This is a genomic window from Photorhabdus temperata (genome assembly GCF_025384845.1).
In the GTDB taxonomy this organism is placed as follows: domain Bacteria; phylum Pseudomonadota; class Gammaproteobacteria; order Enterobacterales; family Enterobacteriaceae; genus Photorhabdus; species Photorhabdus temperata.
In genome coordinates, this window is the sequence record NZ_JAJAFX010000040.1 from 32125 (window position 1) to 50008 (window position 17884).

Sequence of the window (17884 nt, forward strand, 5' to 3'; positions counted from 1 at the left end):
AATCTGATGAGTGTATTGTGAAAAAAATAATCAGCGTTGCTTTAATTGCTTATTGTTTATCATTGCCAGCCTATGCAGAGCTGTACTTTGATATCAATGCATTACAATTATCAGATGAAGACCGAGAAAATATTAACCTCGATAGCCTAGCAAAAACAGACTCTCACATTCCAGGTATCTATAAAGTGAATGTTATTGTCAATAAAAAAGATATCGGCATTAAAAATCTCTCCTTTATTGAGTGTGGAAATAAACTTTGCCCTGAACTATCTGTCAGTTTACTAAAGGAAATCGGGGTAAAAACAGAAAGCTTTCCTGAATTAGCGTCACTTTCTGAACAAGAAATTATTTCTCAACCAGAGAAATATATCAAACAGGCATCAACAGAGCTGGATTTAAGTCAGCTTACTTTGCACCTGAATTTTCCTCAGGCGGCAATGAAATCACAAATCAGGGGTGATATCTCTCCTGATCAGTGGAATGATGGTTTGCCTATGTTTTTCACCAATTATCATTTGACAGGGATGCAATCCGGGAAAAAAAATCAACGTGAACAGAATCAATATCTGAATTTACGCAGTGGTGTTAATTTAGGTCCGTGGCGTGTCCGCCATAGTAGTTATTACAGCCGTAATAACACAACATCTGAATGGAAATCACTTAAAGCCTATGCTGAACGGGACATTCGTCCATTAAGATCCCGTCTGGTATTAGGTGAAACATCAACCGACAGTATGGTATTCGATAGTTTCACTTTTAATGGTGTTAAATTGATGTCTGATAGCCAAATGCTGCCAGATAGCCAGCAAGGTTTTGCCCCTGTTGTTCGCAGTATTGCCATGACTCACGCCAGAATAGAAGTCCATCAGAAAGATAATCTTATTTATCAAACTTTTGTTCCACCGGGTGCCTTTGAAATTACTGATATTTATCCCAGCAACCTAAATGGTGATCTGGAAGTATCCATTTATGAAGAAAATGGCAAAGTCAGGAAATTTACTCAGCCCTTTTCTGCCTCACCGTTGATGATCCGTGAAGGCCAAATAAAATACTTGGCTAATCTCGGTAAATTCAGTGGCGGCAAACAAACCAGTAAAAAAAGGTTTATTCAAACAGAGGCTATTTACGGGCTATGGGACAGCACCACGATTTATGGTGGCGCCATTATTTCTCCTGATTATTTAGGTAGTGCATTAGGCTTAGGACATAATCTTGGCTCACTTGGTGCGGTGTCAATAGATGTGACAAATGCAAAAACGCATTTCCCAACCGGAGAAAAGAAAACCGGCCAGTCTTATCAAATACGTTACAGCAAAGGTTTTACCGCGACCAATACAACGGTGACATTAGCGGGCTATCGTTATAATACCAATGGTTATTACAGCTTTAGCGATGCCAATAATAACCACCAATTTACTGATAACCACCGAAATAGTGCGCCAAAAAATCGGATGCAAATAACAATGAGCCAGAGTTTAGGTCAATATGGCAATTTTTCATTATCTGCCTGGCAGCAAGATTACTGGCAAGATAAAACCAGCAAGAATCAATCATATTCGATGTCTTATAACACCAGTATTCATGATATCTCTTTATCATTGGGCTACAATTATCACCGCAATCGCTCACGAATTAATAACGATCAGGTTTTTTCACTCAATATCAGTGTCCCTTTAGACAAATGGTTGCCATCAGGTAATCACAGTGCAACCGTAGATTATAACACCTCTTATAATACAAACGGTGACAGCCAGCATTCGATGACATTATCCGGCTCGTTACTGGAACAACAGAATCTAAATTATACGATTTCTCAGGATTACAGTTACGAAAAATCAGAGAAAGAAAAAGAATCAGGTAATGCCGCCAGCCTGCATTATAGAGGCTCATATGGTTCAATTAATGCCGGTTACACCACGGATCATGGTAAAAATCAACGCATTAATTATGGATTAGAGGGTGCAATTATTGCACATCCCTATGGTGTTACACTGGCTCAAAATATCAGCGAAAGCGGCGCCAGTGCCTTAATCCGCGCCCCTGGGGCAGTCAACGCAAAAGTCCTTAATAATACTTCTATCAGTACAGACTGGCGGGGATATACCGTGGTTCCTTATATATCGCAATATCGGGAAAATTCGTTATCTCTTGATACAAATACATTCAGTGATGACGTCGATATTGACAACCCGACAGCTAAAGTTATTCCAACGAAAGGCGCATTGGTACTGGCGGATTATTCTATTCGCGTCGGTCATAGAGTATTTTTAACTTTACAGCATAAAGGTAAAAAACTCCCTTTCGGAACGGTCATCACCGGCAAAAATGGCGTCAATGGTATGGTTAACGAAAGAAGTGAAGTCTTCCTTAGCGGTGTAGGTGACACAGCAGAATTAAAATCTGATTTAGGCGATAAACAAAGCTGTTATATTAATTTTGACAGTAAATTATATCATAAAAACAATGGTATTATCCTGGCTTCATTGAGTTGTCAGTAAATAAAATAGTATTTATCCCGGAACAATATGAAAAATAAATTAATTACACTGGCAATATCAACATTGACACTATTCAATATTACAGAATCAATTGCCACATGTACATTAAACAAAAAATTTAAGGCTATTGATTTAAATGTTAATATAAATGAAATTATCAATGCAGATTTTAACACTCGAAGACCTATTACCATCGCTGAATATGGCCCAATGGAGCTGGCTAACAAAGTGGGAATTAAATCCGATACAACTATTGCTATCTGTGATAATAATGAAAATATAGTTCATAAAACAAAATCAGGTGAAATAAAACTATCCAAAAATAGTGGCTGGATAAATACAAGCGTAGATAATTTATATTTTGTCGTATCCTATGATGGAAATGGTAGTTCTCATGATGGTATCAATAAAAAAATAACTTTAAGAGATATCGGGAAAATAAAAATTGAGCTTGTTCAAGAAAGAAATATCCGATCAGGCTCTATATTAAAAAAAGGATTGATATCTTCTTTATCAACAGATGATGGTAAAAAATTAATAAATATCATATATAACAAAGACAATATCATTGGCAATAAAAGCTGTATGACATCAACACCCTATAAAGAAATAAAACTCGGAAAAATTCATTCTTCTGCATTTAAAGGAAAAGGCTCTATAGCCGGTCGTAATGATTTTTATATTTTTATTCAATGTAAAGATAAAAATATCCCTGATATTAGTTTCTCAGGGGAAGTAGTGAGCTCAAGCCTAAATAACATTATTAAACTACATCAATACGGCGATGGAAATACAGCCAGCGGTATTGGTGTTCAATTGTTACATGAAAATAGACCTGTTTATATGAACACACGTATTCCTATAGCTGAATGGGGAAGTAGTGAAAAAGAGCTCTATTATTTACCACTTACTGCCCACTATTATCAAACCGACGATAAAATAACTGGGGGAAAAGCTAATGCCACAGTACATTTTACAATTGAATACAAATAGCTTTACAATTTCCTCTATTGAGATTAGCATATTAACATTATGCTAACATATAAAAAGAGAAACTCTCCGCAGTCGTGTTAACCAAGAATTAAAAGCAGATTTATGTGATAAATAAATCTGCTATACCCAATAGATTTCAAGTTGCAGCGCGGCGGCAAATGAACGCATCCCCAGGAGCATAGATAACTATGTGACTGGGGTAAGTGAAAGCAGCCAACAAAGCAGCAACTTGAAAGATGAAGGGTATATATTAATTTCATCAGTAAATTATATCAGAAAGATAATAGCATTATTCTGGCTTCATTGAATTATCAGTAATTAAGAATAAATCTCAACTGGAATATATATGAAACGCTACTTAATGATAATCACAATATTTACATTAATATTACTCAGTATTACAAATACATATGCACGCTGCTTATTAAATGCAAGACAAATTAGCTTAGATATTGAACTTAATAGTATTAACATTAATCCCAATATAAATGAGAAAAAAAGCATTCTTGTTGGCGAGTTCAGACCATTGCAACTCGCCCAACTGATGAATATTAATGAAAATACGCCGCTTCTTAATCCCCATGATTGCTCTCCAACCGGAGAACCTCTTATTTTTATGGGAGATGTATACCCATCTAAACCTGGAAATACGCCTCATGGCACAGGTATGATAACCACAGGAATAGATAATCTCTATTTCTATCTTATTGCCTCTGGAGAAGAAGAAAATATGAAATTACCCACAACAAGCGGCAGTAATTACATTTATAAATATAAAGATGGAATGACATTAAAAGATATAGGAAAAATCAGTGTTTATCTTTACCAAGAAGGGACGTTGCCATCGGGTAAAGTACTCAGGCCAAGAAAGATTGCTATGTTACAGACACTTGCAGGTACAGAATTAATAAGAATAAAAACTAAAAATAACTACACGATAAAAACTCAAACTTGCTCGACAACAACCCCAAGGCCAATGGTAGATTTTGGTAGTGTGAATAGTTATTTATTTAAAGGTATAAGCTCTACTGCGGGTAATGCAGGTTTTAATATCGACATTAAATGTACAGAAAATGTTAAACCAAAAATTACTTTTTCAGGAGAAAAAGTAAATTATGCTCCAGATAGTGTAATTCAATTAAATAACCCCAACAGTAAAAATACAGCTAAAGGAGTTGGTGTACAAATCTTATATATGGGAACAACACCGGTTTCTCTAGAAAATCCGTTGGTTTTCGGATATGCAACAGCAAACACTACCTATACATTACCTTTCATCGCCCGTTATTACCAAACTGATAATAAAATAACAGGTGGAGAAGCTAACGCCACAGCACATTTTACAATTCAATATGAGTGATATTAAGTATAGACTGTAGCATATCTCATTATCTGGATAATGAACATGGAACAGACAGTTATACACACCGCTCAGGCACCGCTGCCAGAATATGGCAATGGCTTTATCACTCGAATCGAGTATGGAACCGTTATTCAATATCCTCAGGTACATCTTTGGCGAACCCGTTTTGATCTGTCACATTATCACGATGAACTGTTCGAACAGTTAGATCTCCCCTTCCCAGCTCAATTAGCCAAAGCTGTCAATAAGCGGCGGGCTGAATATCTGGCAGCACGCTATTGCGCCAGACAACTTTTAGCACAATTAGGGCAACCGGAGTTTAATCTGATCTCAGGCAATGATCGCGCCCCAATCTGGCCTAAGGATATTTGCGGTTCTGTTTCTCATTCAGCTCATTGTGCAATTGTACTGGCAGCACCGCAAACGAATAACAGATTAATTGGTGTCGATATCGAAACTATTGTCAGCCGTCAAAATGTGGATGAACTCACAACAATGATCGTGAATGACAGAGAAATACAACTCCTGAAACATTGTCATTTGCCCCTTGAACAGGCGTTTATCCTCGCTTTTTCGGTAAAAGAAAGCTTGTATAAAGCGCTTTATCCACAAGTAAAAAGGTTCTTTGGCTTTGAAGCGGCTGAAATTACTGCCCTGTCCCTCGAAAATAATGCAATAACATTAGTGTTGCGGGAAACACTCCCCCCTCATTATCTGGCAGGTACAGTATTCCGTGGGCAATTTATTATCTATCCACAGGAAATATTAACGCTGATTATTCAATAGTCCAAAATAATAATTGCTGATACCGTCCCTGATCAGCAATTTTACTATTATTCATCATCATAATTCTGAATAAAATTTTTATTTCGTTTCCTTATCCTTATTTCCCGGTGAGTTCTTACCAACAGCAATTAACTCCTCCAACAATACTGAAAGCTGAACCATCTTCTCCGGCGAAAAGGCTTTTTCAATGGCCTGATATCCCTGTTCCACCTGCTCTTTCGCCTTTTCATAAAGTTTCTGACCATCCTGCGTCAAAGAGACATAAAGTTTGCGCTGGTCATTCATCGGTTTAAGACGAAAAATCAATCCATCACGTTCCATGCGAGTCAATATCCCAGTCAAACTTGGACGAAGAATACAGGTCTGGCAGGATAAATCATAAAAATCAATTGACCGGCTATCAGACAGCACGCGAATAATACGCCACTGCTGTTCAGTCAAATTATGACTCTTAAGGATTGGGCGGAAAAAACCCATCGCAGTTTCCCGCGCCTGAAGTAATGCAATTGTCAGAGATTCATGCATGGGTAATGGAGGCTCTCATCTTAGTTAATCACTGATTTACTCTCTGTCGAGAGCGTCTATGTCACTATAACCACAGTAAAAAGACTAGCACGTCACTCCACCAACCTCAAAGAAAAAATCATAAAAATATTAATAAGTAAACAAAAATAAACCCTGAAAACGAGGTCAATAAAAAGTTAATACAGTAGTAATAATTTTATTTTGAAAAATATTAACATGTTGATTAATAATGATAAAAAACAAATTTAGCAGAGATATTGTTACTGAGATCACAATTAAAATTAACAAATACGTTAACATATTGCAACAAATTGATTTATAGTTTATTAATATATTAATAAATACATCTTAAAGCTGTCTGTTTAAGCCCAGAGGAGTCGTTAATGAAAGGCACTGTCTTCGCCGTAGCCCTCAACCATCAGAGCCAGGTCGATTTCTGGCATGACTCATTTCAGCAAGCACCTTATAACACCCTGCCTAAGACCCCGGTATGGTTTATCAAACCGCGGAATACCGTTATCACCTCCGGGGACGTTATTCCCCATCCTGCGGGGGAGGAGGTGCAGAGCGGCGCAACACTGGCACTGGTGATAGGTAAAACTGCCCGTAAAGTTGCCGCTGAAAACGCAGCCGAATATATCGCAGGTTATGCATTAGCCAATGAAGTCAGCCTGCCTGAAACGGCGTTCTATCGCCCGGCCATTAAAGCGAAATGTCGTGACGGTTTTTGCCCTATAGGTCAAATGATCAATCCTGAATCCACTGATGCGCTGGACATCATTACTGAAATCAATGGTCAGGAAGTTGATCGCTGGTCAACAACCGATCTGGTGCGTCCAGCAGCGGAATTAGTCGCAGCATTAAGTGATTTCGTCACCCTGAAAGAAGGTGATGTGATCTTGCTTGGCACTCCGCATCAACGGGTTTCCATCAAACCAGGTGATAATGTGGTTATTCAGGCAGCAGGTTTCCCATCGCTGGAGAATCGGGTTGTGCAGGCAGGAGAAAAAGCATGAAACACGCAAGAGTTCGTTATCAGGGTCAGGATCTGAATGTGACGGTTGATGATCAGGAAAATGTCTGCCTGCCGGATGGCAGCAAAGTCAGCAGTGAATCCGTTCAATGGCTGCCCCCCGCAGATGGAACTCTGTTTGCCCTCGGTCTGAACTATGCCGATCACGCCACTGAACTTGAATTTAAGCCACCGGAAGAACCACTGGTTTTTATCAAGGCATCCAATACGCTGATCGGCCATCGTCAGGTTTCCGTTCGCCCGGATAATGTGGAATACATGCATTATGAATCCGAGCTGGTGGTTGTCATCGGCAAGACCGCCCATAAAGTCGCCAAAGAACAGGCGATGGATTACGTTGCCGGATACACCGTTTGTAACGACTATGCGATCCGTGACTATCTGGAAAACTATTATCGCCCTAACCTCCGGGTAAAAAGCCGCGACACCCTGACCCCCATTGGCCCGTGGATCATTGATAAAGAAGATGTCCCGGATCCACATAATCTGGCATTAAGCACCTGGGTCAATGGTGAACTGCGTCAACGCGGCACCACCACCGATCTGATCTTCGATATCCCATTCCTGATCGCCTATCTGAGCGACTTTATGACGCTGCAACCGGGAGACATGATCGCCACCGGGACACCCAAAGGGTTGTCTGATGTCGTACCGGGAGATGAAGTTATTGTTGAGGTTGAAGGCGTTGGACGTCTGGCCAACCGTATTGTCAGCCAGCAAGAATATGAGGATAGCCTGTCATGACGATGATTAATCATTGGATCAACGGCAAAAACGTCAGCAGTAAAGAGTATTTTGCAACCACCAACCCAGCTAGCGGTGAAGTGCTGGCTGAAGTGGCTTCCGGTGGTCAGGAAGAGATTGATCAAGCGGTAGCCGCGGCAAAAGCAGCTTTCCCCAAATGGGCTGATCTGCCGATGAAAGAACGCGCACGCCTGATGCGCCGTTTGGGTGAGCTAATTGATGAGAATGTGCCTGAAATCGCGGCAATGGAAACCAAAGACACCGGTTTGCCTATTCATCAAACGCAAAATGTCCTGATCCCACGCGCTTCTCACAACTTCAACTTCTTTGCTGAGATTTGTCAGCAAATGAATGGCCGGACCTATCCGGTTGACGACAAGATGCTCAACTATACGCTGGTGCAGCCAGTCGGTGTTTGTGCGCTGATTTCGCCGTGGAATGTGCCATTTATGACCGCGACCTGGAAAGTCGCACCTTGTCTGGCGCTGGGTAACACCGCGGTGCTGAAAATGTCAGAACTCTCGCCATTAACCGCAAACCGCCTGGGAGAACTGGCGCTGGAAGCCGGCATCCCTGCCGGTGTTTTAAACGTAGTGCAAGGATACGGCGCTACTGCCGGTGATGCATTAGTGAAACATCACGATGTTCGGGCGGTCTCTTTTACCGGCGGTACTGCAACTGGCCGCCAGATCATGAAAAATGCCGGTCTGAAAAAATACTCAATGGAGCTGGGCGGTAAATCGCCGGTTCTGATCTTCGAAGACGCCGATATTGAACGTGCGCTGGATGCCGCTCTGTTCACCATTTTCTCTATCAATGGTGAACGTTGTACCGCCGGTTCACGCATTTTTATTCAAGCAAGCATCTACCCTGAATTTGTGCAACGTTTTGCCGAACGTGCGAATCGTCTGCGGGTTGGCGATCCACAAGATCCAGGCACGCAGGTTGGTGCGCTTATCAGCAAACAGCATTGGGAAAAAGTCTCCGGTTACATCCGTCTGGGCATCGAAGAAGGGGCAACGCTGCTGGCAGGCGGCCCAGATAAACCCACTGATTTGCCGGAACACCTGAAAGGCGGCAACTTCCTACGCCCAACAGTTCTGGCGGATGTCGATAACCGTATGCGCGTTGCGCAGGAAGAGATCTTCGGCCCTGTCGCGTGCCTGTTGCCATTCAAAGATGAAGCAGAAGGTCTGCGCCTGGCAAACGACGTGGAATATGGTCTGGCTTCTTACATCTGGACTCAGGATGTCAGCAAAGTATTGCGCCTGGCCCGTAATATTGAAGCAGGCATGGTATTCGTCAATACCCAGAATGTCCGCGACCTGCGCCAGCCATTCGGCGGAGTGAAAGCCTCTGGTACCGGTCGTGAAGGCGGTGAATACAGTTTTGAAGTGTTTGCAGAGATGAAAAACGTCTGTATCTCTATGGGGGATCATCCAATCCCGCGTTGGGGGGTATAACGGTTTCATCAGCGTTAACCACGGCGGACTCCGGTTCGCCGTCCTGATATCAAATGAGGATTTTATGGGTAAGTTAGCGTTAGCGGCCAAAATTACACATGTGCCATCAATGTATCTTTCTGAACTGCCGGGAAAACATCATGGTTGCCGTCAGGGAGCCATTGACGGGCACAAAGAGATCAGCCGTCGTTGCCGTGAAATGGGTGTTGATACGATTATCGTGTTTGATACCCACTGGCTGGTAAACAGTGCCTATCACATCAATTGCGCCGACCATTTTTCCGGTATTTACACCAGTAATGAATTGCCACATTTCATCCGCGATATGAGTTATGAATATGACGGCAACCCTGAATTGGGACAAATGATCGCGGAAGAGGCGCGCAATATGGGGGTTCGCGCTCAGGCACATGAAATCCCAAGCCTGACACTGGAATACGGCACGTTGGTACCAATGCGTTACATGAATAGTGACCGGCATTTTAAAATCATCTCTATCTCCGCGTTCTGTACTGTTCATGCTTTTGAGGACAGTCGTCGTCTTGGGGAAGCCATTCTGAAAGCGATTGAGAAATATGACGGCACAGTTGCGGTGCTGGCCAGTGGCTCTCTTTCTCACCGTTTTATTGATGATCAGCGCGCGGAAGAGGGCATGAACAGCTACACCCGCGAATTTGATGAACAGATGGATCGCCGGGTGGTACAGCTTTGGAAAGAGGGTAAATTCAAAGAGTTCTGCAAGATGCTGCCGGAATATGCGGATTACTGCTACGGCGAAGGCAATATGCACGATACCGTGATGCTGCTGGGCCTGCTCGGTTGGGATAAATATGGTGGTAAAGTGGAATTCCTGACCGAACTGTTCCCCAGTTCCGGTACCGGGCAAGTCAACGCGGTATTCCCGTTGCCTGATGACATTACCGATGAGCAAGCCACAGCCTGATTTGGAGTCACCTATGCCACATTTTTATGCTGAATGTACGGAAAATATCCGTGAACAAGCCAATCTGCCAGCGCTGTTTGCTAAAGTGAATCAAGCACTGGCGGATACCGGCATTTTTCCATTAGCAGGAATACGCAGCCGTGCTGTCTGGCTGGATACCTGGCACATGGCTGACGGTGAACATGATTACGCTTTCGTCCATATGACGCTAAAAATCGGCGCCGGACGCAGCCTTGAAAGTCGTCAACAGGTTGGCGAGATGCTGTTCAGCCTGATCAAAGAACATTTTGCCTCACTGATGGCACAGCGTTACCTCGCCCTCTCTTTTTCGATGGAAGAATTGGACCCGGTACTGAACTACAAACAAAACAACGTTCACGCTTTGTTTCGTAAGGAATAGTGATGCCGAAGCCCTTTAATCAACATCCCCCGCGCTGGCTGATCCCGTTATTGGGTGCGCTGGTGGCATTCGGGCCTTTGTCGATTGATATGTACCTGCCAGCCTTGCCGGAAATGGCAAGGCAATTACAGGCGACACAAGGGCAGATGCAATATACTCTGGGCGCATTTTTCGCCGGTTTTTGCATTGGAATGCTGTTATATGGCCCATTGAGCGACCGTTTAGGACGCAGAAAGCTGTTGCTCAGTGGCATGGCGTTATTCGTCATCGCCAGTGGGGCGTGTACATGGGTAACGCAAGTTGAACATTTGATTTTACTGCGTGCATTACAGGCATTTGGCAGCGGCGCGGCGGTTGTTATGGCCCGAGCCATCGCCCGTGATATCTATCGCCCTGCGGAATTACCCCGAGTGCTGTCACTGATGACGCTGGTGACAATGATAGCGCCACTTATCGCCCCCTTACTCGGTGGCTTACTGTTAACCTATTTCAACTGGCAGGCCATATTTATTTTACTGACGCTGGTCGGTTGTATCAGTGGGTTACTATTATTATTTTTGTTGCCGGAAACGCTGCCTGCCAATAATGACGGCGGAAAACTTATCACCGCGTTTAAAAACTACGGCAAATTGCTGGCTGACCGTGAAGCAATGGCAACCATCGGCACATTGTCATTCACCTGCGCCGCCATGTTCGCTTTTATCAGTGGTTCGCCTTTCGTCTATATCAATTACTTTCAGGTTCCGGCGAACTACTACGGATTACTGTTCGGCTGTAATGCACTGGGCATGATAGTGATGGTGCTGATCAATGTTCGGTTACTGAAATTTTATAACCTTTCCGGCCTGTTATTTATCCAAACCAGCGCTCAATTACTGTTTGGTATTTTACTGGTTATTTTTTATCAGCAAAATCTGACTGTTATCGTTATTTTGGTCATGCTAGTAATCTCGCTGGTTAATGCCATTGGTACTAACGGCCTCTCCCTATTGCTTCAACATCGTGGTCAACTTGCCGGCAGCGCCAGCGCACTCGCTATCTCTTCGCAATTCGCGATGGCGGCGCTCGCCAGCGTTGCCGTCTCTTTATTACAAGATGAAACCCCTTTTGCTATGGCCCTTGTGATGGCCGTTTGCGCCGGGTTGAGTTGGTTATGCCAGCTACTGGCAACTTCTCACCAACAGACGCAACTCATCCAAGTGTTTTCAGGAGAAAAAAACAATGACAAATAATGTGAATACAGAACTATTGCGCCAGCAAGCTTATATCAATGGGCAATGGATCGATGCCGATAACAAAGTCACATTCAAGGTGACTAACCCGGCAAATGGCGAGGTTATTGCACACGTCAGTAATATGGGTGCGGCGGAAACAGAACGGGCAATTGCCGCCGCTCAACAAGCCCTGCCTGCCTGGAGAGCAATGACCGCCAAACAACGCAGCCAGCTTCTGCAACGCTGGTTTCGGTTAATGATGGAGAATCAACAGGCTCTGGCAGCATTGTTGAGTCTGGAGCAAGGGAAACCGCAGGCGGAAGCGATGGGAGAGATCGCTTATGGCGCCAGTTTCATTGAGTGGTTTGCCGAAGAAGGTAAACGTACCTATGGTGAAACGATCCCAAGCCCGCTGCCCGGTCGCCGGATCATCACGATCAAACAACCTATCGGCGTTGTCGCTGCTATTACGCCGTGGAACTTCCCTAATGCCATGATTGCCCGCAAAGTTGGCCCGGCATTGGCCGCTGGCTGTACTGTGGTACTGAAACCTGCCGCAGAAACACCACTTTCAGCTCTGGCTTTAGCCGCGTTGGCTGAACAAGCGGGCATCCCCGCTGGCGTACTGAATGTTGTCACGGGAAAAGATGCTAAGGCTATCGGCGGTGTTATGACCCAAAGCCCGATTGTGCGCAAACTCTCGTTTACCGGCTCAACTGGTGTCGGCAAATTACTGATGGCCCAAAGCGCCGATACGGTGAAAAAGCTATCACTGGAACTGGGCGGCAATGCGCCATTTATCGTTTTCGATGACGCGGATATTGATGCCGCTGTGCAGGGCGCACTTACCGCTAAATTCCGCAACAGCGGTCAAACATGCGTTTGCGCTAACCGTATCCTGGTTCAGGAAACCATTTATGACACCTTTGCAGAACGTTTGGCACAAGCAGTCAATACGTTGCAGGTTGGCCCAGCCAGCGACGTCAAATCACAGCAAGGCCCGCTGATCAATCAAGCAGCTGTCGATAAAGTGCAAGAACACCTCAGTGATGCCGTTTCTCATGGTGCACGCATACTGGCTGGCGGTAAATCACACGCTCTGGGCGGTTTATTCTTCGAACCTACCGTGCTGGTTGACGTCACTGAATCCATGCTTATCTCCCGTGAGGAAACATTCGGGCCTATCGCACCCCTCTTCAAATTCCGTGATGAAGCAGAAGCCATTCATCTGGCAAATGATACTGAATTCGGCCTGGCGGCTTATTTTTATTCCCGTGATATCGGCCGGATCTACCGTGTGGCTGAAGCGCTGGAAAGCGGCATGGTCGGCATCAATGAAGGTTTAATTTCTAATGAAGTCGCTCCATTTGGCGGCATTAAACAATCAGGGCTGGGGCGCGAAGGTTCGCGTTACGGCATCGAAGATTATCTGGAAGTGAAATATCTCTGCTTTGGTGGCATAGAGGACACAGGAGCTTAACCGCATGTTACAGAAAGAAGTCGTATCACAGGTTGCACACCGTCTGCATCAGGCAGAGAAAAGTCGTGAGCAAATACGCCAGATCTCGTTGGATCACCCTGAAATCACCATTGACGACGCTTATGCCATTCAGCGTGAATGGGTGAATTTGAAAATTGCGGAAGGTCGCGTACTCAAAGGCCACAAAATTGGCCTGACCTCCAAAGCCATGCAAGCCAGTTCACAAATCAGCGAACCAGACTATGGCGCTCTGCTGGATGATATGTTTTTCCCTGATGGCAGCGATATTCCATGCGACCGCTTTATTGTGCCTCGTATTGAAGTCGAACTGGCATTCATCCTGGCAAAACCGCTGCGTGGCCCGAATTGCACCCTGTTTGATGTTTACAATGCAACAGATTACGTCATTCCGGCGCTGGAATTGATCGACGCTCGTTGCCACAACATCGATCCGGAAACCCAACGCCCGCGCAAAGTGTTCGATACGATTTCTGACAATGCCGCCAACGGCGGTGTGATTATGGGCGGTCGTCCGATTAAGCCAGACCAGTTTGATCTGCGCTGGATCAGCGCCCTGCTCTATCGCAATGGCGTGATTGAAGAATCCGGCGTCGCGGCAGCGGTACTTAATCACCCGGCTAACGGTGTTGCATGGTTAGCAAACAAACTGGCGCCACATGACGTTCAACTTGAAGCAGGGCAAATCATCCTTGGCGGATCTTTTACCCGCCCGGTTCCGGCACGTAAAGGGGATACTTTCCATGTGGATTACGGCCCACTCGGCTCCATCAGTTGCCGTTTCGTTTAAGGGGGAAAAATATGGATCGATTAACCAACAAATTTAAACAGGCGTTAAAAGCAGGCCATCCACAAATCGGCTTATGGCTGGGGCTTTGCAGCTCCTACAGCGCAGAATTAGTGGCCGGAGCCGGTTTCGACTGGCTATTGATCGATGGCGAACATGCGCCGAACAACGTTCAGACTATTCTGAACCAATTGCAAGCAGTCGCACCTTATCCAAGCCATCCCATTGTACGCCCGCCTTGGAATGATCCAGTGATCATCAAGCAATTGCTGGATGTGGGCGCCCAAACCTTACTCATACCCATGATACAAAACGCCGAACAGGCTTACGAAGCGGTTCGCGCCACCCGTTACCCACCGGAGGGTATTCGTGGCGTGGGCAGCGCTCTGGCAAGAGCTTCCCACTGGAACCGGATTCCTGATTACCTGCATCGCGCCAACGATGAAATATGCGTTCTGGTTCAGGTAGAAACCCGTGAAGCACTGCGTAACTTGCCGGAGATTCTTAAAGTAGACGGTGTGGATGGTGTTTTTATCGGCCCGGCGGATCTCAGTTCCGATATGGGTTTTACCAATAATCCACATCACCCCGAAGTGAAAGCAGCAATTGAGCAAGCGATCGCTCAAATCAAAGCGGCGGGTAAAGCACCGGGTATTCTGATGTCAGCACCCGATGTTGCCGAACATTACCTGAAACTCGGCGCGTTGTTTGTCGCTGTTGGTATTGACACAACGTTACTGGCTCGGGCGGCAGAAGCGCTGGCAGCACGGTTTGGCGCCGTTAAAGACCTTCCGACAGCACCTGTATCCAGTGTTTATTAATCTCAGCAATCACAATATTAACAACCGATTACCCGATAAGCTTTTTATTTCCTAAACAACGTAATACACATAAAACAGTAAATTAAGGAAAATGACAATGAGCGATTCATCCACTGCCGCGCAACAGCCGGATCTCCCGGCGGGTCAACATAAACAGCTAACGGCACAACAGCAATCCGTCATTAACAAGCTATTCCGTCGCCTGATCATTTTCCTGTTCGTCTTATTTGTATTCTCGTTTCTGGATCGAATTAATATCGGGTTTGCCGGCCTGACCATGGGCAAAGATCTTGGATTGAACGCGACGATGTTCGGTCTGGCAGCAACGCTGTTTTATGCGACTTATGTCATCTTCGGTATTCCCAGCAATATCATGCTCAGTATTGTCGGGGCGCGACGCTGGATAGCCACGATCATGGTGCTCTGGGGGATCTCCTCCACGGCCACCATGTTCGCCACCGGACCAACCAGTCTGTACATCTTACGTATGCTGGTCGGTATCGCCGAAGCGGGTTTCGTGCCGGGTATCTTGGTCTATCTGACTTACTGGTTCCCGGCTTACTACCGCGCCCGTGCCAATGCGCTGTTTATGGTGGCAATGCCGGTGACCATGGCGTTTGGCTCTCTAGCTTCCGGTTACATTCTGGCAATGGATGGCCTCCTGAACCTTCATGGTTGGCAATGGCTATTCCTGCTGGAAGGTTTTCCTTCGGTATTACTGGGAATTATCGTTTGGTTCTATCTTGATGATTCACCAAAGCGAGCCAAATGGCTGACAGATGAAGATAAAAAATGCTTACAAGAGATGATGGATAACGACCAACCTGCTCCGGTTCAACCGGCAGGCTCATCAACTCATCAGGCCATGCAAAAACGCAGTATATGGCATGAGATTTTCACGCCGATCATGCTGATGTATACCCTGTCCTATTTCTGTCTGACCAACACACTGAGCGCGATTAATATCTGGACGCCACAGATTGTGCAGAGCTTCAATCAGGGCAGCAGTAACATCACGATCGGTATTCTGACCGCCATTCCTCAGTTTTGTACCATTATCGGGATGGTTTACTGGAGCCGCCGTTCCGACCGATTACAAGAACGTAAAATGCATACCGCTCTGCCCTATCTGTTCGCTGCCGTGGGCTGGATATTGACCTCACTGACCAGCCACAGTCTCATTCAGTTGATTGGGATTATTATGGCTTCAACCGGTTCATTTACCGCAATGGCGGTCTTCTGGACAACGCCGGATCAAGCTATCAGCTTACGCGCAAGAGCGATCGGCATTGCAGTTATTAGCGCCACAGGTAACATAGGTTCGGCACTCAGCCCGTTATTAATCGGCTGGCTGAAAGATCAAACAGGGAGCTTTAATACGGGTCTCTATTTTGTTGCCGGATTACTGGTCATTGGTGCAGCCATTATTTGTGCGATCCCAATGAAACATGCCAGACCGAGAGCAACAACGTAATTTTCAATAATAAAGGAAAAACCTCATGACCGGGCCTATCATTGCCAATATTGATATCAGCAAAGATTATGATGAGACCCAAGGCACAGATGATGTGCATTACCAAACTTTTGGCCGAATGGCGGCATTTTTCGGTCGTGATATGCAAGCTCATCGTCATGACGGTTTCTTCCAGCTTCATTTTTTGATCACCGGTCATATTGAATTGCAATTGGACGATCAACACTATTCTGTACAGGCACCGCTGTTTATCCTGACGCCGCCCTCCGTTCCTCATGCTTTCTTTACTCAGGATGACAGTGACGGATATGTACTTACCGTGCGGCAGGAATTAATATTGCCGCTATTAGAATCCCTCTATCCTGCCAACAAAGATATTCTGGATATTCCGGCTATTTGCTTATCTGTCGCAGATAAACCGGAAGAGCTGGAAGCTTTTAACCATTACTGGGCGTTAATAGCCCGTGAATCATCCAATAACTTTATCGGGCGGACGCAATCACTGACATTTTTAGCGCAAGCGCTATTTACCCTGCTATTGCGCAATATTCCCCTTGATGACCACCCCGTTAATGGGATGCGGGGAGAAATTAGATTATTTCAGCGATTTAACCAATTAATAGACAACTATTATCGTAATCATCTTTCCGTACCGGAATATGCCTATAAGCTAGGAATTACCGAATCGCGGTTAAAAGACATGTGTCGTCGGTTTGCCAATCGCCCACCTAAACGATTAATTTTCGACCGTCAATTACGTGAAGCCAAACGGTTATTACTATTCAGTGATTGCGCTGTATTTGAAGTTGCTTATCAGCTTGGATTCAAAGATCCCGCCTATTTTGCCCGCTTTTTTAATCGATTAGTTGGCTGTTCTCCCAGCCTTTGGCGGGAAAAAAATACTCGCGAAACATAAACACCAATACTATTTATAGCAAGATAGGCACTTTTTATTCTAACCATAAGGAAAATATGAAACTTGAAAATTTTAATATCAGCCAGAAACTTTTACTTTAAACTACAAATGAGGTGATGATTACTACGCTATCTATTTTTCAAATCTTTATATTTTCTACTATCAGCTCACCCCAGATTTAATCATTTTTGTTACAAAACCTCTTCCCAGAATTAAAATTATGAATATACTGGAGTTATACGACTTACTGGAACTATTAAGGATAAGTTAATGGCGACCGGAGTGCCGATATAGATAAATTTATTCAAGAAAAGGAAATGACATATGAAAAATCCTTACTATGCGGCAGATGAATGCGGATCCTTGAGTTCTGATGCAACGTTCTTTATGTGCTATAAATGGCACGCCGAAAGTTCACATTATGTA

Annotated in this window: 16 protein-coding genes; 15 read left to right on the top strand and 1 reads right to left on the bottom strand. The window is 44.7% G+C overall.

Translation table 11 applies throughout. The annotated features are described in order from the left end of the window. The first annotated feature begins 17 nt into the window (after positions 1-17). From LGZ99_RS15845 to LGZ99_RS15860, 4 genes are all read left to right on the top strand, one after another. Positions 18-2498: a fimbria/pilus outer membrane usher protein gene (locus LGZ99_RS15845; protein WP_036839898.1), complete on the top strand. Its 2481-nt coding sequence runs from the start codon at positions 18-20 to the stop codon at positions 2496-2498. A gap of 27 nt (positions 2499-2525) precedes the next feature. After that, entirely contained in the window at positions 2526-3491 is a 966-nt protein-coding gene (locus LGZ99_RS15850; protein ID WP_051769546.1) for a fimbrial protein, read from the top strand. A 346-nt stretch (positions 3492-3837) separates the two neighbouring features. Further along, positions 3838-4851 (top strand): fimbrial protein, encoded by a 1014-nt coding sequence (locus tag LGZ99_RS15855; protein ID WP_262979326.1) that lies wholly within the window; start codon positions 3838-3840, stop codon positions 4849-4851. Positions 4852-4896: 45 nt separating this feature from the next. After that, on the top strand, positions 4897-5640 hold the full coding sequence (locus tag LGZ99_RS15860; protein WP_262979327.1) for a 4'-phosphopantetheinyl transferase family protein: 744 nt from the start codon (positions 4897-4899) through the stop codon (positions 5638-5640). 78 nt (positions 5641-5718) lie between these two features. Here the strand turns inward: LGZ99_RS15860 and hpaR are convergent, their stop codons facing one another. Then, the gene (gene hpaR, locus LGZ99_RS15865; protein ID WP_036839903.1) at positions 5719-6165 is read right to left on the bottom strand and encodes a homoprotocatechuate degradation operon regulator HpaR; all 447 of its coding nucleotides are present in this window, start codon (positions 6163-6165) and stop codon (positions 5719-5721) included. A gap of 383 nt (positions 6166-6548) precedes the next feature. Between hpaR and LGZ99_RS15870 the strand changes: the two genes are divergently transcribed. The 11 genes from LGZ99_RS15870 to hpaA all read left to right on the top strand — a co-directional run bounded on the left by LGZ99_RS15870 (position 6549) and on the right by hpaA (position 17458). Next, on the top strand, positions 6549-7181 hold the full coding sequence (locus tag LGZ99_RS15870; RefSeq protein WP_262979328.1) for a fumarylacetoacetate hydrolase family protein: 633 nt from the start codon (positions 6549-6551) through the stop codon (positions 7179-7181). Beyond that, the gene (locus tag LGZ99_RS15875) at positions 7178-7942 is read left to right on the top strand and encodes a fumarylacetoacetate hydrolase family protein (RefSeq protein ID WP_262979329.1); all 765 of its coding nucleotides are present in this window, start codon (positions 7178-7180) and stop codon (positions 7940-7942) included. Before LGZ99_RS15870 ends, LGZ99_RS15875 begins: the two co-directional genes overlap by 4 nt. Beyond that, positions 7939-9405, top strand: coding sequence for a 5-carboxymethyl-2-hydroxymuconate semialdehyde dehydrogenase (gene hpaE, locus LGZ99_RS15880; protein WP_262979330.1), 1467 nt, complete (start codon positions 7939-7941; stop codon positions 9403-9405). The genes LGZ99_RS15875 and hpaE overlap by 4 nt, the downstream gene beginning before the upstream one ends. Before the next feature lie 64 nt (positions 9406-9469). Next, the gene (gene hpaD / locus LGZ99_RS15885) at positions 9470-10348 is read left to right on the top strand and encodes a 3,4-dihydroxyphenylacetate 2,3-dioxygenase (protein ID WP_262979331.1); all 879 of its coding nucleotides are present in this window, start codon (positions 9470-9472) and stop codon (positions 10346-10348) included. Positions 10349-10361: 13 nt separating this feature from the next. Further along, complete coding sequence (locus tag LGZ99_RS15890; protein ID WP_021324262.1) at positions 10362-10748, top strand: 5-carboxymethyl-2-hydroxymuconate Delta-isomerase; 387 nt, start codon at positions 10362-10364, stop codon at positions 10746-10748. 2 nt (positions 10749-10750) lie between these two features. Continuing rightward, the gene (locus LGZ99_RS15895) at positions 10751-11980 is read left to right on the top strand and encodes a Bcr/CflA family multidrug efflux MFS transporter (RefSeq protein ID WP_262979332.1); all 1230 of its coding nucleotides are present in this window, start codon (positions 10751-10753) and stop codon (positions 11978-11980) included. After that, positions 11970-13442, top strand: coding sequence for an NAD-dependent succinate-semialdehyde dehydrogenase (locus LGZ99_RS15900; RefSeq protein WP_262979333.1), 1473 nt, complete (start codon positions 11970-11972; stop codon positions 13440-13442). Before LGZ99_RS15895 ends, LGZ99_RS15900 begins: the two co-directional genes overlap by 11 nt. A gap of 4 nt (positions 13443-13446) precedes the next feature. Continuing rightward, positions 13447-14250 (top strand): 2-oxo-hept-4-ene-1,7-dioate hydratase, encoded by an 804-nt coding sequence (hpaH, locus tag LGZ99_RS15905; RefSeq protein ID WP_021324259.1) that lies wholly within the window; start codon positions 13447-13449, stop codon positions 14248-14250. 11 nt (positions 14251-14261) lie between these two features. After that, positions 14262-15068: a 4-hydroxy-2-oxoheptanedioate aldolase gene (gene hpaI, locus LGZ99_RS15910; protein WP_262979334.1), complete on the top strand. Its 807-nt coding sequence runs from the start codon at positions 14262-14264 to the stop codon at positions 15066-15068. A gap of 97 nt (positions 15069-15165) precedes the next feature. Then, entirely contained in the window at positions 15166-16542 is a 1377-nt protein-coding gene (gene hpaX / locus LGZ99_RS15915) for a 4-hydroxyphenylacetate permease (RefSeq protein ID WP_262979335.1), read from the top strand. 25 nt (positions 16543-16567) lie between these two features. Further along, positions 16568-17458, top strand: coding sequence for a 4-hydroxyphenylacetate catabolism regulatory protein HpaA (hpaA, locus tag LGZ99_RS15920; RefSeq protein WP_021324257.1), 891 nt, complete (start codon positions 16568-16570; stop codon positions 17456-17458). Positions 17459-17884: the final 426 nt, after the last annotated feature.